Here is a 19,405-nt window from a genome sequence, read left to right as displayed (position 1 = left end):
ATAATTATCTAATGTATAAATAAGGAGTGATTTTATGGCAAAGAACAAACAAGTCTTTGAATTAACCCAAGAAGGTGTGGATCAGTTAAAAGCTGAACTAAGATATTTAAAAGACGAAAAAAGACCTGAAGTTGTTGCGGCACTTCAAGAAGCTCGTGCACAAGGTGACTTGTCTGAAAATGCGGATTATGATTCGGCAAGAGAAGAGCAAGCAAGAACTGAAGCACGCATCAAAGAAATTGAAAACATTTTAGAAAACTCAAAATTAATTAAAACAACAAACGATAACCGCATTAACGCTGGTAAGACAGTTAAGTTATTATTTGTTGAAAAGAACAAAGAAGTGGAATATCAATTAGTTGGTACAATTGAAGCGAATCCACTTCAAAATAAGATCTCGATTGAATCACCGGTTGGTGCTGCAGTCATCGGTCAAAACGTTGGGGATACTGTTTCTGTACGTCTTGAAACAGGTAAGACATTTAACGTGACCATCTTAGAAGTAAGATAATGGTAGAAATCTTAAAAAAATACCGAAAATTTATCCCGTATCAATACTCAAAATCGGTGTTTGACATCGATTTTTTGAACTTATATCAAAATGGATATCGTTTGATACTCTGTGACATTGATAATACGCTTGTGTCTTATAAAGAACACGTACCAAACGAGCAAGTATTTGAATGGTTTTCCTACATTGAATCGCTAGGGTTTGAACTGATACTGATTTCGAACAATCAAAAAAAGAGAGTTGAAGGATTCTCAAAAGAAACGAAATACCCGTATGTATTTAGTGCAAGAAAACCACTCAAAATGGGATTCAAGAAAGCAATGAAACTTGCGAAAAGTAGATATCATAAAAATGAAATCATCAATATTGGTGATCAAATCATGACAGACGTTTTAGGTGGGAATCGATTTGGGATTAAACCGATTTTAGTTAATCCGATTGAATCAAAAACCGATGTTTTATCAACAAGAATTAACCGAAAAATCGAGCGTTTTTTTATCAAAAAAATCCAAAAAAAATACCCGAAAACCTATAAAGAAAGAATGAGTGATTATGTCAATAGATAAGAAATGTCAAGGTTGTGGTGTCAAACTTCAAACTAGTGATATTACAAAATTAGGTTACGTGCTAGACATGAATCATGATCTTTGTAAAGATTGTTTTAATCTAAAACATTATCATAAAGTCAAAGATGGCATCGATACAGCAAGCATGCCTGTAATTGAAGAAAATGCATTAGTTGTTTATGTTTTATCAGTTAATCACATTTCTGAACGATTAAAATATCGTTTAGATCGGCATTTTTATGGCAGTGAGTTCATTCTTGTCATCAATCACATTGACACACTAGAACAAAGCGTGAATTTAAACCGTATGATTCATAAACTAAGAGAAGAAACGAACCGATTGCAGATGAAGTGGCTAGATATCGTACCAGTATCGGCAAAAACAGGCAAATACGTAAACGAGTTAATTGAGACTTTAGCGTATTTCCAAAGAAATCGCAACATCTATTTAGTGGGCTATCAAAACTCAGGTAAATCAACCTTATTTCAAAAGATTGCTCAAACAAATAACATTGATGTGTCCGTTCTTGCTGGTAAAAAACCAGGATTGACACAAGATTTATTCGATATTCCGTTTGGAACAAAAAAGTTATTTGACACGCCAGGTATATACTTAGAGGGCTCGATTGCTGAATATTACCCATTTGAAATATACAAGGATTTAATTGTTGAACAAAAGATTAAACCAACCATTTTTCAATTAAATGAAAGTCAAAGCGTCATCATCGGTGCACAAGCGATTTTTTCTTTCCTAAAAGGTGGATTTAAAGGCATCAGCTTTCATTTTAATAAATCGGTCTCGCTTCATCGTACGAAGTATGAGAATGCCTATGAATTATTCGATAAGCACAAAGGTAGTTTATTTAAACCATACAATGAGACACATACTTATGTGAAACAAACATTTAAGCTTAATCAGGATACCAAATATGAAATTACGATAAGTGACATTGGTGTGATTCACATCAAGGGTGATGCGATTATCGAAATGTACTATTTAAAGGGATTAAGACTAACATTAACGGAGAGTTTATATTAAGATGATAAATCAAATTGAAACCTTTTTAATTCGTCAATTTGAAGACGATTCGCACCGTTTAAAACACATTTATGGCGTTCGTTCGGTCGCCGTCGAGTTGGCTCAGATTCATCATGCGAATGTCTATGAAGTCGAGGTCGCTAGTTTGCTTCATGATGTGATGAAAAATGCTTCATATGAAGCACAATTAGACATGATTAAAGACCCAGTTGTGATTGATTATTTCAAGGACGTCCCAGTCGCGTATCATGCAGCTGCGGGTTACTACTATGCAAAAGACAACTTAGGAATAACAAACCCTACGATTTTAGAAGCCATTTTTTATCACATGTGGGGAAAAATCGACATGAGTCTTGAAACAATGATTGTTTGTGTGTCTGATTTTTGTGAACCCAATCGCATCTATCCAAAAGCAAAAGAAATCTATAAATTAGCGAAAGTGGACATTGAACTTGCATTTATCGAAGCCATCGGTAGCACAATTGATTACTTGCGAAAACATGGCGTTGAGCCATTTAAAGATCAACTTAAGATTTATGAGTATTACACCAAAAAGAAAGGGCTTGTATGAAAATACAAATAAGGGAAATTATGGAATTAGTTAAAAAAGCATTAGAAGCATTAGAACAAGTCAAAGCGACGGATGTTAAGGTATATGATATGGAAAAAAGTTCACCTTTTTATGATTACATCATTGTAGCAACTGCCAACGAAAGACAATCCAATGCGTTAATTGGGTATTTAAAAGATGGATTAAAAGATTCCTATGAAATTAGAGGGATTGAGGGTAAAAAAGGTGGCTGGTTGTTAGTTGATTTAAAGAGTGTTGTTATTCACGTATTTTCTTCTGAACAAAGAGACTATTATGGATTTGATAAACGCTTAATGGGCATCAAGCAAATAGACGTAATCTAACGATGAGTTTTTCAAGACTTTATGAAACGTTAGTATCGGACATTGATTACGGTGATATTGAGGTTTTTCTACTTGATCATTTAAAAAAGAATCAAGGGGTATTAGATGTCGGTTGCGGTACGGGTATTTTTTCATTATTCTTAAAAAAACAAGGGTTTGATGTAACCGGTATTGATAGCGATTCTGAAATGTTAGCCATGTTTGAAGAAAAACAAAGAGATATGCAATTGCACATCCCTGTGTTTGAACATGACATAAGAAAACCACTAAACCGAACATTTAATCAAATGATATTATTGAATGACGTCATCAATTATTTTAAAGGCGTCAAACAAGTACTTAAAAATCTATCAAACGCGCTAGAGAACAACGGCCAAATTCTAATTGATTTTTATAAAGAAGAATACTTGAGTGTCATGAAAGACTACGTCGAAGATGAAGTGAGTCCGGTAGTCTATCGCTGGGAAATTTTTGTGAAGCATTGTCAAATGACACATCAAATTACCTACAAAGAACAGGTGTATCGATTTAACCAATACATCTATCCACTTAATTATTATTTAGACCGATTTAAAGAGGTAGGCTTAAATTCTGAACTTATCGATGGACCAGATGAACGAAAACACTACGTTAAACTTACTAAAAAAGACAATTGATGTCTTTTTTTATTTTTAAAGTAATTTCTTTTGACGAGGGTAATGATTAATTGGAGGTAATTAGCATGAAACAAACACATTTATATGTCTTAATCGGAGGACTAATAATCATTTTAGTTTTATTGGTGCCAATATTACTAAAGGAAAAGACGATTGGTGCGAAAAATGAAGTCGCCATGAAGCCAAACCTCATACAAGTTGAAATCAAAGGTGAAGTTGTTTTGCCTGGGACTTATGTGGTTAAAGAAGGTCTTGTCTTAGCGGATTTAATTCGATTTGCGTTAGGACTCACACCTGAGGCGGAAATAGATTCGATTAATTATCAAATGAGATTAGTAGACAGCACAACCTATGAAATTAAAAAGATTAGAAAAGAACCCTCACAAGAAAAAAATATAATCAACATCAACACAGCCTCTTTAATTGAACTAATGACATTAAAAGGCATTGGCGAAGTCACCGCGAGTAAAATAATCACCTACAGACAAACCAATGGGCCATTTATATCCATACATGATATTAAAAAAGTCAGTGGGATTGGTGAACAAACCTATGAACAAATTAAAGACCATATTCAAACCTAATGAACTACATTTATACGCATTTAGTGTCGTCATTGCGATATTAAGTTACTATCACTTGATATTTTCTTTGCTGTTTATACTTTATTTCATTAAAATCAAACATTTGGACATCAAATACTATGTCCTATTTTTTGGTTTCTTCTTTTGTGGGTATCTAGCAATTTATGAACACAAACCACAAAAAGTCCCTAATGAGGGCGTTTACCTCATTATGGATAAGAAAGAAACCGAATTTAATATCAATTACACCATTAAAGCTGGACAACAGAAAGTCATATTGATAACCAATAAGGAAACGACCTATAGAATCGGGGATCAACTCTTGGTTTCAGGAAAATTTGAGCGGATTAATACACCAAAGGTGCCATTGAATTTCGACTATCAACTATATTTGAAATCCAAAGGCATACAATATCAAATTAAAACCAAGGATCATGCTTATGTTCAAACGCCTTTGTCGGTCTATAAAATCAATCAGCAGATCAAAACATATATTGATTCGTTAGAAATGGATAATACCGACTTAATGAACAGTTTGATTTTAGCTAGCTCTGACTTTGATTCGGATTTCGCATTTGAGATTAATAGTCTTGGGATCAGTCACTTGTTTGCAGTTTCAGGTCTACATATTGGACTGTTTACGGCATTTTTAAGTTTTTCTTTAGGGTTTATACCAAAACGGAGTAAAGAGGTCTTGATTGCTTTATGCCTCATTTTATATTACGCAATTACGCAGTTTAAAGTAACGATTTTTCGTGCGGTGTTTTGTACGATTGTTAAGAAACATCAAAAAACCTATACGAACTTGGATGTTCTTTCTATTTCGTTTATCATTACGCTTTTGGTTCGACCACTTGTTTTTGTTCAAGTGGGTTTTGTTTTTAGTTACTTGCTGGTATTTGTATTTACGATTATGAACAACCACAATGGATTTAAAGGGATGTTCTATCAAAGTTTTGTAGCACAACTTGTTGTTTTACCATTTGTCCTATCAATGAATGAGCAGATTAATCTATTGTCTCTTGTTGTGACCCCTTTTTTTATCGTATTATTTTCCTATTTTATTCTTCCTTTAGCTTTTATTGGTTTACTTCCTGTTGTCAAAAGCAGTGTTGATTTTTATTTATCGTTATTTAAGCAGTTGATTAATGGTACTAGTCGAACAGGGCCACTCGTTGAAGTAAGCGTATTTGGCCTATTTTTTGGTGCACTATTTTATGCCGGATTAATCTATGTGTTTTATACAAGAGTGACACTGAAGCGATTAAAACGACTGGTTGTGTTTGTTTTAATACTTGGTATGTATCAAATTTATCCGTATGTCTCAATTAGTGGAACGGTGTATTTTCTCGATGTCGGACAAGGTGATACGAGTATGATTATTAGACCGTTCAATCAATGTAACGTGGTGATTGATTCCTTTGGTGGGGTTGCTGATTTTATTAGAAACAAACGAATCCACCGAATTGATTATTTAATTGTGACTCATGGCGATTTAGATCACTATCAAAAAGTAAACGACGTATTAAAAACAGCCGCAGTCTCTCATTTAGTATTAAGTAAGTACGATCAAAGTGATTTTGCAAAGAGCATGCAATATGACAAACGGTTGATGTTAGTTGAAGAGGGAGATAAACTATTATGTGCGGATATTGTGTTAGAAATACTGAGTCCTTTTGAACAAACACAGTCTTTAAATGATTCTTCGATTGTATTTCAAACGAGAATCGATGATTTGACTTATTTGTTTACGGGGGATATCGAAGAAAATACCGAACAAAGGCTTGTAAAAAAATACCAAGGCGCACTTAAAAGTGATGTACTAAAAGTCCCTCATCATGGTTCAATCAGCTCATCAACCGTTGAATTTATCGATGCGGTCAATCCGACCTATGCCATTGTTTCTTCTGGTCATCATAATAAATTCAATCACCCACACGATGAAGTAATCAAGCGATACATGAGTAAGCAAATCATAATCTATCAAACAAATATAGATCACACCATCTGTTTTCAAACAATTTGGTATTCGCGTAAACATCGAATAAAATGATACAATTTGAAGACGAAATGTAGTATAATAATATAGAGTAGAAAGTAGGGATTTTATGCCGGATTACCTATATATATATCAAGGTATCGACACGTTTTTGGTTGAAAATGCGGTGGAAAGTCTTGTAAAGACACTTAATGTGGATCCGTTTAACATATTAACGTATGATTTAGAAGAACAAACGATTGACCATTTACTACAAGAAATGACGACGGTTTCGTTTTTTTCTGATAAAAAAATCATCAAGGTTAAAAATCCATGGTTCTTCTATGAAAGTTCAAAAGAAGAAGGTATCTCAGACTTGATTCGATATTTTAAAAATCCAAATGAGGATACCTTTGTGATCTTTTATCTCTCGAAGGCACTTGATCAGTCGATATTGATTTCCAAAGAGGCAAAAAAATATTGCCGAATCGAACTAATTAAAGACATGGATAAAAAAGATTTCGAGCCATATGTGAAGTCTGTTTTTAAAACATTTGATTATCAAATTGATGATTTAGCGACTAAAGAACTTGTCGAACGAACAAATTTCGATATCGTATTGTTAAATAATGAAGTTGAAAAACTCAAATTGTATAAAATGGATCAAAAACAAATAGCTTTAGATGACATTAGACGACTGGTTTCGAGAAACTTAGAAGAAAACATATTCGAGTTAACCAATGCGATTTTGGCAAAAAATAAGCGACGTATCATGGAAGTGTATGGCGACTTGTTAGAGAAGAATGAAGACCCCATTCGAATTATCAGTCAAACAAGTTCAAAACTCAAAGAAACCATTCATACGAAAAAGCTTCTAGAAAAAGGTTATACACAGGAAAAAATAGCAGAGTTCTTTAATGTGAAACCAGGCAGGGCTTATTATATGGTAAAAAATGCTTCATCTTTGAAGTCTAGAGACTTAGAAAAATATTTTAAACGATTAACGGAACTAGATTATCAAATCAAATCAGGGCAAATCGATAAAAAAATCGGTTTAGAGCTCTTTTTATTGGAGGTTTAAGAACATGCTTAAAGAACGTTATGAACACATCTTATTATTCGATTTTGAAACCACAGGTCTCTCACATGTTAATGATCGTATCATCGAAATTGGTGCGATTTTACTGCAACGACAAGAGCCTAGTAAGCAATATAAGATTGTGAAAGAATTATCCGTTTTAATCAAACAAGATAGACCTTTACCAGATAAAATCGTTGAAATAACAAACATTACAGACGATATGTTAAAGGAAAAAGGCATTCTTGAAGAAGAAGCCTTTCATCTATTAAACGATATGGTGAAAGACAACTGTTTGATGGTTGCCTACAACATTCAATTTGATTATGGCTTTCTAACATCGATGTATCGCCGTATGTTAAATAACCCACATTATGAAATCAAACATGACTTGCTTGATGTGATGGCAATCTACAAAGATAGACACCCATTTCCTCATAAATTGGATAACGCGGTTAAACAATACCACATTGAAATAGCAAATACGCACCGAGCACTCGATGATATTAAAGCGACATTTCTGGTGTTAGTTGAAATGATTAAAGAACGTGACTCAATGGATAAATACATCAACGTAATTGGATTTAATCCGAAATATGGTGTCTCGGGTTTAAAAGCTTCTCACGTCACTTATGTGCCACAATATGGCAATCGGTTAGAACTCGAAAGAAGATAAAAAAAAACCACATCGTCGATGTGATTATAGTGTGTTAACTAGTTTTGCAAGTTGAGATTTATGGTTGGCAACAAAGTTCTTGTGATAGATACCTTTTGCTTGTCCCTTATCCAATTTCTTGTTTGCGTAAGCAACAGCAACTAATGCTTTTTCCTTGTCTTTTAAAGCGACTGCTTGATGAACTGCTTTAACAGCTGTTTTTGTTGAAGACTTGTAAGATGCATTGATTAAATGACGTTTTTCGTTTGTCTTGATGCGTTTGATTTGTTGTTTAATGTTAGCCATAATGTCACCTCCCGTGATAAGCACCTCAAATTATACCAAAACACATTTTAAAAAGCAACTATTAATGGCCAAATATGATAAAATAAATTTGAAAGAGGGATTTATAAAATGAATTTACCGAACAAAATTACACTGACTCGAATGATTTTAATTCCAATCATGATTCTGATGGTTATGTTGGAGCCGATTACTAAAGTAAATAACGTCGTTTTTAATCTTAATTTAGGCGAGTTGTTATTTGCTGTTATCTTTGTTATTGCCTCGTTCACGGATTTTTTAGATGGTTATTTAGCAAGAAAAAACAATCAAGTGACTACATTTGGAAAGTTTCTAGATCCAATTGCAGATAAACTACTAGTAACAACCGCAATGCTATACTTGATTTCAATTGGGCGTGTTGGATGGGCACTTGTGGTCATCGTTATTGCTAGAGAGTTTATCGTTACCACCATTCGACTACTTGCGGTTGAAGGTGGGAAAGTCATCGCTGCATCAGTCTATGGAAAACTCAAGATGATTGCAACGGTCATTGCACTAGTGGTGCTATTATTCAATGATTTTGGATTAAATGCAATCGTTGGTGACATCTTATTTTATGTGGCTGTTCTGTTGACACTTTTATCAGGTATTGATTATTTTTGGAAGAACAGAAAATTGGTTTTCGAATCGATTTAGAAGTAAAAAGTATTAGTATGTTGTATCATAACAATAGGAGGTTACTATGGATAACAAAAAACAAGACGCACTCTTAAATGCAATGAAACAAATTGAAAAGCAATACGGTAAAGGTTCCATCATGAAGTTAGGTGATGAGGCAGATAGACACATCGAGATTGTTCCATCAGGATCGATGTCACTTGATATTGCACTGGGTATTGGTGGATACCCAAAAGGTAGAATTATTGAAATATATGGACCTGAAAGCTCAGGTAAAACAACTTTTGCACTACACGCAATCGCAGAAGTACAACGCGCTGGTGGCTACGCAGCATTTATCGATGCTGAACATGCGTTAGATCCGCAATATGCTAGAGCACTTGGTGTGGATGTTGATAATTTGATATTGTCACAACCAGACACAGGTGAACAAGCGCTAGAAATCGCTGAGGCATTAATTCGCAGCGGTGCTGTGGGGATTGTTGTGGTTGACTCAGTTGCAGCGCTCGTGCCAGAGGCGGAAATCAATGGTGACATGGGTGATTCACACGTCGGACTACAAGCAAGACTCATGAGCCAAGCAATGAGAAAACTATCTGGTATCATTAGCAAAACAAATACAATCGCAATTTTTATTAACCAAATTAGAGAAAAAGTCGGTGTCATGTTTGGTAACCCAGAAACGACATCTGGTGGCCGTGCACTTAAGTTTTATGCATCTGTACGTTTAGAAGTAAGACGTTCTGAACAAATAAAACTAGGCACGGACGTTGTTGGTAATAAAGCAAATGTGAAAGTGGTAAAAAATAAAGTAGCACCACCATTCAAAGTAGCATCAGTTGACATAGTATATGGCAAAGGTGTATCAAAAACGGGTGAAATAGTTGATATCGCCTCAGAACTTGAGATTATCAAGAAAGCTGGTGCATGGTATTCCTATGAGGGTGAAAAGATCGGTCAAGGTAGAGAAAATGCAAAAGAATACCTCGAAACTCATCCAGAAATCAATTTAGAAATTGAGAAAAAAATCAGAGAACATTATAATTTAAAATAAAAGAAAACAGCCTTAGTGCTGTTTTTTTATTATATTACTAGAAAAAAAACCAATTAAATTGGTTTTTTGTTAATTACGCTGGAATAATGACAGTGTTAGAAAAATCCATTGGTAGTTTCACGTAAACTGTTTTTGGAGTAGGTGTATCAAAAATCATTTCTTCATAAGTGAGCATCATATATAAATAAGGACCTTGGGGCTTAATAAGCGGTAGGACAGATTTATTCATATCGAGATTAAATGAAATTGAGGATGATTTTTCTTGACCTAGTGTGACAGCTGAAACTGAGTTTGCTGAGTTGTACTCCTGCCATCTAGTTGAAAGTTGGAATGCTACTTTAATGTTTTGAAATGTATTTACCGTGGCTTCTTTATTGATAGTGTATGTTATGGTGTAGTACCCATTTTTAAGTTCTGAACTAGTTTCTTTGATTTGAGTAATCTCGTATTCGATAGTAAAAATCTTTAAATCAGACAGTTCAATTGCCTCTGCTTTTTTATCCTCAAACAAAATAGGTTTACTCTGAATGTATTGTGAAGCATAAATGGCAGGTATCAATAAAAGTGGTAAAACAACCAAAAATAACAGCAAAACAAGCTTTAAACGATTCTCATATAACCAGTTACTTTTCTTTTTTGTAATTGTTTTCATTAAATCCCTCTTTCTTCGTAATTTTATTATACACTAGTTAAAATTAAATTGAAAGATGGAAAGATAAAACGTTGACTAAGAATCGTTGTTAAGCTATAATAAAAGGGTAATAAAAAAATGTTACTTATGCTTACGTTTAGTCAAACGATATAAAAAATAAAATATGGAGGTATGTTTATGACTGAAATCATTATCTCCATTTTGCTAGGTTTAATCATAGGTGTTGTTACTGGATTTTTTATTCGTGTTAAAATGCACGAGAAAAGCCTTGAAAACAGCCGATTAGAATCGAAAAAAATTGTTGAAGATGGCCAAAAAGAGGCCGAAAAGATTAAAAAAGAGTTAATTTTAGAAGCAAGACAAGACATTTTTAATCAAAAGAAAGAGCTTGAAAGAGACATTAAAGAGCGAAAACAAGTTGTGATCGATTTAGAAACAAAGATCATGAATCGTGATGAAATGCTAAACAGAAGAGCATCTAACCTTGACAAGAGAGAAGAGCATCTTGGTCTAAAAGAAATTAAACTGGATGAAAAGAAAGTTGAACTTGAACAATTAAATAGCAAAGTGGAAGACATTTTAAAGAAACAAGAAGAAAAATTGATTGAAATTTCTGGTATATCTACTGAGCAGGCACAAGGCTTCATAATGGACCGTGTTCGTAATGAAATGTCAGAAGAGATTAGCGCTTACATTAAAGAAGCTGAAGAAAAAGCAAAAGCTGAGTCAGATCAAAAAGCCAAGGGATTATTAACCTTAGCAATTCAAAAGTACGCGAGTGAAACAACAAGTGAACGAACGGTAAGTGTAGTTACCTTGCCAACAGATGAAATGAAAGGTCGAATTATTGGACGTGAAGGCCGAAACATTCGCACCATAGAAGCATTAACCGGTGTTGATTTAATTATTGATGATACACCTGAAGCAGTCGTTTTGAGCGGCTTTGATCCTATTCGAAGAGAAATTGCAAAACGCGCATTAACATCACTTGTTGAAGACGGTCGTATTCACCCAGGACGTATCGAGGAAGTGGTTGAACGTGCTCAAGCAGAAGTTGATATGTTTATTAGAGAAGCTGGTGAAAATGCTGTATTTGAAACAGGTGTAGGTAAAATGCACCCAGATCTTGTTAAACTATTAGGTCGCATGAGCTTTAGAACTAGTTACGGACAAAATGTGTTAAAACACTCAATTGAAACCGCCTTTTTAGCTGGTAAATTAGCTGCTGAAATCGGTGAAAATGAAGTTTTAGCAAAACGCGCAGGTTTATTACATGATATTGGTAAAGCAGTCGATCATGAAGTTGAGGGGTCACACGTAGAAATCGGTGTATCCATCGTTTCAAGATATAATGAGCCAAAAGAAGTCATCGACGCCATCGCATCACACCATGGTGACAAAGAACCTCAATCAATTATTGCTGTCCTTGTAGCAGCGGCAGATGCATTAAGTGCTGCTCGTCCAGGCGCAAGAAGTGAGTCAATGGACAATTACATTAAACGCTTAGAACAACTTGAAACTATTTCAAATAGTATCACTGGTGTTGAACGATCATTCGCTATACAAGCAGGTAGAGAAATTAGAGTTATTGTCAAGCCTGATGAAGTTGATGATTTATCCACATTTAAAGTAGCACGTGAAATCAAAGAGCAAATTGAAGCTAACTTACAATACCCAGGAACAATCAAGGTGACCGTAGTTAGAGAAACTCGTGCCACAGACATTGCAAAATAAAGAGGGGTACTTACCCTCTTTTTTTAAAAACAAAGAAAGGTTTTATTGATTACAATAAGGTGATGGCGCTATGAAAGTACTTTTTATCGGTGATGTTTATGGTAAACCAGGCAGAACAATTTTGCTTGAACAACTAGATAACTTAAAAAACGAATATAAACCTAATTTAATCGTTGTGAATGCAGAAAACAGCTCGAATAATGGTAGAGGAATCACTAAGTCGTTTTACAAACAATTAATGAGCGCAGGCGTTTCATGCGTGACAATGGGCAATCACGTTTGGGGAAACAATGAACTTCTTGAATTCATAGACGAATCACATATAGTCAGACCAGCAAATTTTTATAACGCACCAGGAAAAGGTTATGATATCATTCGATATAACGATAAAACATTGTTAGTGATCAACTTACTTGGAAGAACTTATATGAATGCAAATTTAGAAAATCCATTCTTCATGGCAGAGAAAATCATTGAAGAACACAACGCAACGTTTTCATTAATCGATTTTCACGCAGAAGCTACATCTGAAAAAGTTGCATTAGGCCACTATTTGGATGGTAAAGCATCGGCAGTGGTTGGAACACATACACATGTGCCTACAGCAGATGAGCGGCAGCTAACTGGCGGGACACTCTATATTACTGATGTTGGCATGACTGGTCCTTTAGATGGTGTCATTGGTGTTGATAAGAAGATTGTAGTTGATCGATTTTTATATGGTCATTCAAGACCAAATGAAGTTGCAGAAACAAAAAACCAATTGAACGCAGTTATTTTGGATTTTGAGAAAAAAACAATTAAAAGAATTAACGTTATACAATAAATACACAAGGACCAAATGACAAATTGGTTCTTGTTTTATTTTTTAAAGCCTCAAAGCATATAAAATCTATTTTTAAGCCCGTTTTAATTGAATCATGAGCCATTTTCGTGTATACTTTATAGATAGAAAAAGGATTATAAGCATGAATTTGAATAGCAGCACTTTAGATTGAAAGGAGTAGAGGAAAAAACCTCGTACAAACACATGGTAGATATAGATAAATACTTTAAACCGGATTTAAAAAAAGCAAGAAAGAGAAGTCAAACAGAAGCTGAAATTCTTTCATTTGAAATGGATGATAGAGCAAAAAAATTGGGCATAGGAAAAAAATACAAAATCCAAACCTATGGATGCCAAGGAAATGAAGCTGATAGTGAAACAATGGCTGGTATTCTTGAAAATATGGGGTACGTTGCCACTCAAGATGAGCTAGAAGCAGATGTCATCTTGTTAAATACATGCGCAATAAGAGAAAACGCAGAAAACCGCATTTGGGGTGAACTTGGAAGATTAAAACCGCTGAAAAGAAGAAATCCAGACTTACTACTTGGATTATGCGGGTGCATGGCGCAAGAAGAAAAGGTGGTTAACCGCATTTTAGAAAAATACGATCAAGTTGACTTAGTCTTTGGAACACATAATTTACATAAACTTCAAGAATACATTTTATTCGCATACTTTAACAAAGAACGTGTCATCGAAGTGTATTCAGAAGAAGGCAATATTGTAGAAAACTTACCAAAATCAAGATTCAATGGCTATAAAGCGTTTGTCAATATTATGTTTGGATGCGATGAATTTTGCACGTATTGTATTGTTCCTTATACACGAGGTAAAGAGCGCTCTAGAGCTAAAGAAGATATCATAAAAGAAGTAACTGACCTATATAACGAAGGTTACCAAGAAGTGACCTTACTGGGTCAAAATGTGAATGCGTATGGTAAAGACAGAAATAATGGCGAATACACGCTAGGTGATTTGCTTGTGGAATTAGATAAAGTAGGTATTCCTAGAATTCGATTTACAACAAGTCATCCACATGATTTGGATCAAAAGACTATTGATGCTTTCAAAAATTGCAAATCAGTGATGCCACATTTACATCTACCAGTTCAATCAGGATCAAATAGTGTTCTAAAAAAGATGAACCGCCACTACACTAAAGAAATGTATCTTGAGGTCATTAATAGACTAAAAATAGCGGTGCCAGACATAGCACTTACAACAGATATTATTGTTGGATTTCCAACAGAATCGAACGAGGATTTTTTAGAAACCCTTGATTTGGTAAAACAAGTCGACTTTGAAGGTGCATACACATTTATTTTTTCAAAACGTGCAGGAACACCTGCAGCGAAATTTGAAGATAATATACCTGAAGAAGAGAAGAAGAATCGACTACAAGCACTAAATAAAGTTGTTAATGAAGGTTACGCCAGAGCAAGCAAAAAGTACGCCGATAAAGTTGTAAAAGTACTTGTAGATGGGACGTCCAAGGCAGATGATAATACATTAGCAGGATACTCAGAACACAATAAACTAGTCAATTTCAAAGGCGATAAATCATTAATAGGAAAGATTGTTGACGTTAAAATCACCGAAACACGAACATGGTTTTTAATTGGTGAAGCGTGTGAGTAAGAAACAAGAACTATTTGAAATGATTCAAACAATGGAAGAGCTTGAAACGTATAAAAAACTCGAGTCTTTAGTGAATGGCGATAAATCCCTTAAGAAAAGGATTTCCGATATGAAAGCACTTCAAAAACAACTAGTTAATGCAAAGGCAATAGGCAAAACGAACGCAATTTCACAGTTTGAAACAGAGTATGAGTCAGTAAAGCGCTCAATTGAAGAAATACCCAAGGTTGATATTTATCTTGATCTTCAAAACGAGATTAATAACTTATTGCTTGAAATAAAGTAAATTATTGAATTTGAGGTCAATAAAGATCTCGAAAACTCGAAAATTTAAGGTAAATTATCAAAATATACGGTTTTCCTTTATTATTGGCTATTGATATTTCTAAACTAATGTTGTAAGATATAAGTATAATTTGAACATTATGGAGGGATACGATGGCTATTTTAACTAAATCAAGTACTGTGTTAATCGGTACGAAACAAGTCGAAGTAGATGAATTAATTGAAACGTTGATTTATTTACCTGCTGAGAAAGTTGTGAATTTTTTCCAAGGCTTAGGGTTATTAGTTCCAAGAAAACTACGAATGATCGCCTTACGCTCAGTGTTGGACAGTGTTGTGAAATCAAAACAAATAGTTTCACAAACATTATCAGATGAAGTAAACTACAGATTGTCCTGGTATGATAATTTTAGTGAGTCTCAACTTGAAGGACTGCTACCACTTTTTCAAGACGATGAGTTAGAAAAAAATTATCGTGTCAATCTATGGTTAAGATTATTGACTTATATTTTTGATAAACAAGTTGGAGAAGATGAAGTTTTCAAGTTGATTAATGAATCAAAGAACCATTACGTTAATTTAGGACAAGTGTTCGAAGATGTCGTCTTTTTTAACAAGACGCTTGCACCAATCTTTTACGACGAAGCGAATCGAATAGATGGTCTGACACCAGAATTATTTAGACCAGTATTATTTAAGAGTTCGACATTAGTGGAATTAAGAGAAATTGGTAAGAAATATGGTGTTGATGTACCTAGAAGATTAAAGAAAAATGAACTACAAGAAATTATTATTCGTGAGTTAAAAAATAATAACGAACACACTCCAGAAGTTGAAGAAAAAGTTAAAAAGATGGCTGTTATTCAATTGCAACGTTTCGCAAAAGACCACAATATTAAGGCTTCAATCGAATTAAAGAAAGAAGAAATTATTGAGTACATTTTGGCAAACGCAGAAGGAACAAAAGAATTATACTTCATACCAGAACATCCAGGTGTTTATGAATCAATAATTGTGCCAGAAGAAAAACAAGAAGAAGTTGTTGCACCGATTGAAGAAGCAGTAGTTGAAGAACCTGTGGTTGAAGAGCCAGCAGTTGATGAAACGGTTGTTGAACAGTCAGTAGTTGAGGAACAATCAGTGCTTGAAGATCAATCTGAGCCAGTTGAAGAAGAAATTTTGAAAGAAGAAACCGAATCATTTGATGAAGTTCATACACATGATGCACATTGTGATCATTCACATGACTTTGTCGTTGAGTTCGACACTGAAGAGATTTTAGCAGAATTAAGAGAGATTAAAGCAGAACTTGCTAATCTAAAAGCTAAAGTTGAAGTTGAAGAAGACAAACCAATATTAGATGCAATTGCAGTAAATGCATATGAAACAAAACTCACACGTAAAGAGTGGAAAAAAGTCAAGAAGATTGAACAAAGCTTGCTTTCTGAACAAGAAACGAATGTTCAAGACGTTCCTAGAGATATAAATAGTATTTTAGGAATCGAAGAAGAAAAACCAAAAGAACAATCCCAATTTAGAAAAATACTAAAGTGGACAGTTCGTGGTATTTTAATTGCAATATTATTGTTATTCATTTTAGCAGTATTAAAAGGTTTAACTGGATTTTCACTTGGTTTTATTACGAATAACCCAGTATCAAATCAAATCGCAAGCTTCTTTTCTTGGGTAAAAAACATAATCGAAACTATCATATAGTTATATTAGAATAAGGTGATTGAATGGACAAAGAAGACATTAAATACACCCCCATGATGGAACAATACTTAACATTAAAAAAGGACTATGCGGATGCGCTAGTCTTTTTTAGATTAGGTGATTTCTATGAGATGTTTTTTGAAGATGCGATCACAGCTTCTAAGGAGTTAGAGATTGCATTAACTGGTAGAGATGCCGGTGCCAAAGAACGTGTTCCAATGTGTGGTGTACCACATCATGCGGTTTTACCGTATGTTCAAAAGTTAATACAAAAAGGATACAAAATAGCAATTGCAGAACAAGTCACAGAACCAGGCAATGGATTAGTCAAGCGTGAAGTTGTGAAGATGATTACGCCTGGCATGGTAATTGATGAGGGCATTTTAGATGGGGCATACTATAATTACATTGGCTCAATTATAAAAGATAAATCACTTTATCACATTGCTTTTGGGGATATTTCGACAGGGGATTTAAACCTTATCCAAAATCAAAAAGAAGAAAATTTGATTAAAGTTGTACTTCAATTAGGTTTAAAAGAGGTTTTAATTTCTTCAAATGAAGAAAAATTAGAAAATGAACTAAGAAATCACGTTCTGGTTTCATACGAAGAAGGTTATTTTGAACATCAATTAGCAAGTGAGATTGATTTCACGCCTGCGAAAGCCGTAAAAAGACTACTAAATTATTTTAAACAAACACAAAAAGCGGAATTATTACAGTTTTCAAATGTAAATGTGATCAATGAAGAAGATTATCTAAAAATGGATTTGAATTCTAAAAACTCATTAGAATTAATGACTTCGAACAAACAGCGTAAGAATCAATCGTTATTAGATGTTTTAGATCACTGTGTGACTGCACTCGGTTCAAGAAAATTAAAAGACATGTTAGACCGGCCACTTTATAATCAAAGTCAAATTGAGGATAGACTAGATTATATCGAAGCCCTTCGAAGTGATCACTTCAAGCGAGATGATTTGAAAAAAGCACTTCAAGGTGTTTATGACTTAAGACGTATTACTACAAGAATCGCAAGTCAAAATGCCTCAGGTAAAGACCTTGCGCAGTTAAGACAAACACTTAGTCGAATTCCATTAATTAAGATAACACTAAATCAATTTAGCGAACAAAAACTAACGAATTTCTCTAATGAAATCAATGACTTTAGTTCGTTATATTCACTTCTAGAAAAAGCCATCGAAGATAACCCGCCATTGACTTTAAAAGATGGTGGAATCATTAAAAAAGGTTACGATGAACGCCTAGATGAACTAAAAGATCTCTCGATTAATGGTAAAACATGGATGACTAATTTCGAACAAATGGAACGTGAGAAAACAGGGATCAAGAACCTTAAAATTGGCTATAATCGCGTTTTTGGCTACTACATCGAAATATCAAAAGGCAATCTAGGGTTAGTACAAGATTCTTTTGGTTATGAACGTCGTCAAACGCTGACGTCATCTGAACGGTTTATCACACCAGAACTCAAGGAAAAAGAACAGTTGATATTAAGTGCTGGTGAAAAGGAGCTTGCACTTGAATTCGAACTATTCGTTGAGTTAAGAGATAAAGTAGCCACTTATACGAAAGACCTACAATCCCTAAGTGATCAAATTGCCACAATTGATGTGTATCAAACCCTAGCCACAGCAAGCATTGAGAATCACTACGTAAGACCCTCATTTAATCAAAAAAACGACGTTTTTATAAAAGAAGGTCGACATCCGGTGGTTGAATTAAATACGAAGGTAAGTTTTGTAAGAAATGATGTCTTAGTGAAACAAGGCGGCATTTTACTGATAACTGGGCCAAACATGAGCGGTAAATCAACCTACATGCGTATGTTTGCGCAAATCGTTATCTTAGCTCAAATGGGGGCTTTTGTGCCTGCTTCTGAGGCTAATTTGCCACTTTTTGATGCGATATACACTCGAATTGGGGCACAGGATGATTTAGCTGGTGGACAATCGACGTTCATGGTTGAGATGAAAGAGACCAATGAAGCACTAAAGTATGCAACAAAAAACTCATTGTTGATTTTTGATGAAATTGGACGTGGAACGGCGACCTATGATGGCATGGCGATTGCACAAGCAATTATTGAATACGTACATGAGAAAACAAAAGCGATTACTCTATTTTCAACACACTATCATGAGTTAACACGCTTAGAAGAAACACTTGAAAGGCTAAAAAATGTCCATGTGACAGCCAATGAAGAAAATAAGCAAATTGTGTTTCTACACAAAGTAGAAGAAGGACCAACCGATAAATCCTACGGGATAAACGTTGCAGAACTAGCGAAACTACCAAAATCTATCATAAAACGTAGTAATGATATTCTAAAACACCTTGAAAGTGATAAAGATAAAACGATTTTACTAAATTTGTTTAATTTTGATGATTATGAAGCACAGGATAATCAACAAGTATTAACAAGTGAATTAGAACTGGTTGTCAATCGATTAAAACAAGTGAACATCAATGAATTAACACCACTTGAAGCACTCGTGATTTTAAAAGAGCTTCAAGACGAAATTAACTGA

At 34.4% G+C, this 19,405-nt stretch carries 20 protein-coding genes; 18 read left to right on the top strand and 2 right to left on the bottom strand.

What is annotated here, in order from left to right; all coding sequences use genetic code 11:
- Nucleotides 1–34: 34 nt before the first annotated feature.
- The 10 genes from greA to BN853_RS05170 all read left to right on the top strand — a co-directional run bounded on the left by greA (nt 35) and on the right by BN853_RS05170 (nt 8,003).
- Entirely contained in the window at nt 35–511 is a 477-nt protein-coding gene (gene greA, locus BN853_RS05215) for a transcription elongation factor GreA (protein ID WP_030004910.1), read from the top strand.
- The gene (locus BN853_RS05210) at nt 511–1,077 is read left to right on the top strand and encodes a YqeG family HAD IIIA-type phosphatase (RefSeq protein ID WP_030004909.1); all 567 of its coding nucleotides are present in this window, start codon (nt 511–513) and stop codon (nt 1,075–1,077) included. Before greA ends, BN853_RS05210 begins: the two co-directional genes overlap by 1 nt.
- Nucleotides 1,064–2,116, top strand: a complete 1,053-nt coding sequence (locus BN853_RS05205) for a GTPase (protein WP_030004908.1) — start codon at nt 1,064–1,066, stop codon at nt 2,114–2,116. The genes BN853_RS05210 and BN853_RS05205 overlap by 14 nt, the downstream gene beginning before the upstream one ends.
- A 1-nt stretch (nt 2,117) precedes the next feature.
- Nucleotides 2,118–2,687 (top strand): bis(5'-nucleosyl)-tetraphosphatase (symmetrical) YqeK, encoded by a 570-nt coding sequence (gene yqeK, locus BN853_RS05200; RefSeq protein ID WP_030004907.1) that lies wholly within the window; start codon nt 2,118–2,120, stop codon nt 2,685–2,687.
- Nucleotides 2,688–2,707: 20 nt separating this feature from the next.
- Entirely contained in the window at nt 2,708–3,031 is a 324-nt protein-coding gene (gene rsfS, locus BN853_RS05195; protein ID WP_030004906.1) for a ribosome silencing factor, read from the top strand.
- Between the two features lie 2 nt (nt 3,032–3,033).
- Nucleotides 3,034–3,687, top strand: coding sequence for a class I SAM-dependent methyltransferase (locus BN853_RS05190; protein ID WP_030004905.1), 654 nt, complete (start codon nt 3,034–3,036; stop codon nt 3,685–3,687).
- 65 nt (nt 3,688–3,752) lie between these two features.
- Complete coding sequence (locus tag BN853_RS05185; protein ID WP_030004904.1) at nt 3,753–4,271, top strand: ComEA family DNA-binding protein; 519 nt, start codon at nt 3,753–3,755, stop codon at nt 4,269–4,271.
- Nucleotides 4,240–6,324, top strand: a complete 2,085-nt coding sequence (locus BN853_RS05180) for a ComEC/Rec2 family competence protein (protein WP_052591277.1) — start codon at nt 4,240–4,242, stop codon at nt 6,322–6,324. Before BN853_RS05185 ends, BN853_RS05180 begins: the two co-directional genes overlap by 32 nt.
- Before the next feature lie 55 nt (nt 6,325–6,379).
- Nucleotides 6,380–7,330: a DNA polymerase III subunit delta gene (holA, locus tag BN853_RS05175; protein ID WP_030004902.1), complete on the top strand. Its 951-nt coding sequence runs from the start codon at nt 6,380–6,382 to the stop codon at nt 7,328–7,330.
- A gap of 4 nt (nt 7,331–7,334) precedes the next feature.
- Nucleotides 7,335–8,003 (top strand): 3'-5' exonuclease, encoded by a 669-nt coding sequence (locus BN853_RS05170; RefSeq protein WP_030004901.1) that lies wholly within the window; start codon nt 7,335–7,337, stop codon nt 8,001–8,003.
- A gap of 24 nt (nt 8,004–8,027) precedes the next feature.
- Here the strand turns inward: BN853_RS05170 and rpsT are convergent, their stop codons facing one another.
- Nucleotides 8,028–8,288, bottom strand: a complete 261-nt coding sequence (rpsT, locus tag BN853_RS05165) for a 30S ribosomal protein S20 (protein ID WP_030004900.1) — start codon at nt 8,286–8,288, stop codon at nt 8,028–8,030.
- A 108-nt stretch (nt 8,289–8,396) separates the two neighbouring features.
- On the opposite strand from rpsT, the gene pgsA reads away from it, so the two are divergent.
- Both pgsA and recA read left to right on the top strand, forming a co-directional pair.
- Nucleotides 8,397–8,963 carry a CDP-diacylglycerol--glycerol-3-phosphate 3-phosphatidyltransferase gene (gene pgsA, locus BN853_RS05160; RefSeq protein ID WP_030004899.1) on the top strand — a complete coding sequence of 189 codons (567 nt, stop codon included), beginning with the start codon at nt 8,397–8,399 and terminating at the stop codon, nt 8,961–8,963.
- Nucleotides 8,964–9,009: 46 nt separating this feature from the next.
- A complete protein-coding gene (gene recA / locus BN853_RS05155) occupies nt 9,010–9,999 on the top strand; it encodes a recombinase RecA (protein ID WP_030004898.1) in 990 nt (329 codons plus the stop codon).
- A 73-nt stretch (nt 10,000–10,072) separates the two neighbouring features.
- Here the strand turns inward: recA and BN853_RS05150 are convergent, their stop codons facing one another.
- Nucleotides 10,073–10,651 carry a hypothetical protein gene (locus tag BN853_RS05150; protein WP_030004897.1) on the bottom strand — a complete coding sequence of 193 codons (579 nt, stop codon included), beginning with the start codon at nt 10,649–10,651 and terminating at the stop codon, nt 10,073–10,075.
- Between the two features lie 177 nt (nt 10,652–10,828).
- Here BN853_RS05150 and rny point away from each other — a divergent pair, with 177 nt between their 5' ends.
- The 6 genes from rny (at nt 10,829) to mutS (ending at nt 19,405) form a co-directional block, all read left to right on the top strand.
- The gene (gene rny / locus BN853_RS05145) at nt 10,829–12,385 is read left to right on the top strand and encodes a ribonuclease Y (RefSeq protein WP_030004896.1); all 1,557 of its coding nucleotides are present in this window, start codon (nt 10,829–10,831) and stop codon (nt 12,383–12,385) included.
- Between the two features lie 70 nt (nt 12,386–12,455).
- Nucleotides 12,456–13,211, top strand: coding sequence for a TIGR00282 family metallophosphoesterase (locus BN853_RS05140; protein WP_030004895.1), 756 nt, complete (start codon nt 12,456–12,458; stop codon nt 13,209–13,211).
- 204 nt (nt 13,212–13,415) lie between these two features.
- Complete coding sequence (miaB, locus tag BN853_RS05135) at nt 13,416–14,852, top strand: tRNA (N6-isopentenyl adenosine(37)-C2)-methylthiotransferase MiaB (protein WP_030004894.1); 1,437 nt, start codon at nt 13,416–13,418, stop codon at nt 14,850–14,852.
- Nucleotides 14,845–15,138: a YlbF family regulator gene (locus BN853_RS05130; RefSeq protein ID WP_030004893.1), complete on the top strand. Its 294-nt coding sequence runs from the start codon at nt 14,845–14,847 to the stop codon at nt 15,136–15,138. Before miaB ends, BN853_RS05130 begins: the two co-directional genes overlap by 8 nt.
- A gap of 152 nt (nt 15,139–15,290) precedes the next feature.
- Complete coding sequence (locus BN853_RS05125; RefSeq protein WP_030004892.1) at nt 15,291–16,853, top strand: hypothetical protein; 1,563 nt, start codon at nt 15,291–15,293, stop codon at nt 16,851–16,853.
- A gap of 23 nt (nt 16,854–16,876) precedes the next feature.
- Nucleotides 16,877–19,405 (top strand): DNA mismatch repair protein MutS, encoded by a 2,529-nt coding sequence (gene mutS, locus BN853_RS05120; RefSeq protein ID WP_030004891.1) that lies wholly within the window; start codon nt 16,877–16,879, stop codon nt 19,403–19,405.

This window comes from Paracholeplasma brassicae, from assembly GCF_000967915.1.
In the GTDB taxonomy this organism is placed as follows: domain Bacteria; phylum Bacillota_I; class Bacilli_A; order Acholeplasmatales; family UBA5453; genus Paracholeplasma; species Paracholeplasma brassicae.
The sequence above is the reverse complement of the archived record's forward strand: the minus strand, read 5'-3'. Positions and strand labels throughout refer to the sequence as shown.

What these genes read in the sequence shown, in the direction of transcription:
- rsfS (WP_030004906.1), top strand. Translation starts at nt 2,708, where the DNA reads ATGGAATTAGTTAAAAAAGCATTAGAAGCATTAGAACAAGTCAAAGCG.
- mutS (WP_030004891.1), top strand. Translation starts at nt 16,877, where the DNA reads ATGGACAAAGAAGACATTAAATACACCCCCATGATGGAACAATACTTA.
- recA (WP_030004898.1), top strand. Translation starts at nt 9,010, where the DNA reads ATGGATAACAAAAAACAAGACGCACTCTTAAATGCAATGAAACAAATT.
- miaB (WP_030004894.1), top strand. Translation starts at nt 13,416, where the DNA reads ATGGTAGATATAGATAAATACTTTAAACCGGATTTAAAAAAAGCAAGA.
- BN853_RS05140 (WP_030004895.1), top strand. Translation starts at nt 12,456, where the DNA reads ATGAAAGTACTTTTTATCGGTGATGTTTATGGTAAACCAGGCAGAACA.
- BN853_RS05185 (WP_030004904.1), top strand. Translation starts at nt 3,753, where the DNA reads ATGAAACAAACACATTTATATGTCTTAATCGGAGGACTAATAATCATT.
- BN853_RS05125 (WP_030004892.1), top strand. Translation starts at nt 15,291, where the DNA reads ATGGCTATTTTAACTAAATCAAGTACTGTGTTAATCGGTACGAAACAA.
- BN853_RS05210 (WP_030004909.1), top strand. Translation starts at nt 511, where the DNA reads ATGGTAGAAATCTTAAAAAAATACCGAAAATTTATCCCGTATCAATAC.
- rpsT (WP_030004900.1), bottom strand. Translation starts at nt 8,288, where the DNA reads ATGGCTAACATTAAACAACAAATCAAACGCATCAAGACAAACGAAAAA.
- BN853_RS05170 (WP_030004901.1), top strand. Translation starts at nt 7,335, where the DNA reads ATGCTTAAAGAACGTTATGAACACATCTTATTATTCGATTTTGAAACC.
- yqeK (WP_030004907.1), top strand. Translation starts at nt 2,118, where the DNA reads ATGATAAATCAAATTGAAACCTTTTTAATTCGTCAATTTGAAGACGAT.
- holA (WP_030004902.1), top strand. Translation starts at nt 6,380, where the DNA reads ATGCCGGATTACCTATATATATATCAAGGTATCGACACGTTTTTGGTT.
- pgsA (WP_030004899.1), top strand. Translation starts at nt 8,397, where the DNA reads ATGAATTTACCGAACAAAATTACACTGACTCGAATGATTTTAATTCCA.
- BN853_RS05150 (WP_030004897.1), bottom strand. Translation starts at nt 10,651, where the DNA reads ATGAAAACAATTACAAAAAAGAAAAGTAACTGGTTATATGAGAATCGT.
- BN853_RS05190 (WP_030004905.1), top strand. Translation starts at nt 3,034, where the DNA reads ATGAGTTTTTCAAGACTTTATGAAACGTTAGTATCGGACATTGATTAC.
- BN853_RS05205 (WP_030004908.1), top strand. Translation starts at nt 1,064, where the DNA reads ATGTCAATAGATAAGAAATGTCAAGGTTGTGGTGTCAAACTTCAAACT.
- BN853_RS05180 (WP_052591277.1), top strand. Translation starts at nt 4,240, where the DNA reads ATGAACAAATTAAAGACCATATTCAAACCTAATGAACTACATTTATAC.
- greA (WP_030004910.1), top strand. Translation starts at nt 35, where the DNA reads ATGGCAAAGAACAAACAAGTCTTTGAATTAACCCAAGAAGGTGTGGAT.
- rny (WP_030004896.1), top strand. Translation starts at nt 10,829, where the DNA reads ATGACTGAAATCATTATCTCCATTTTGCTAGGTTTAATCATAGGTGTT.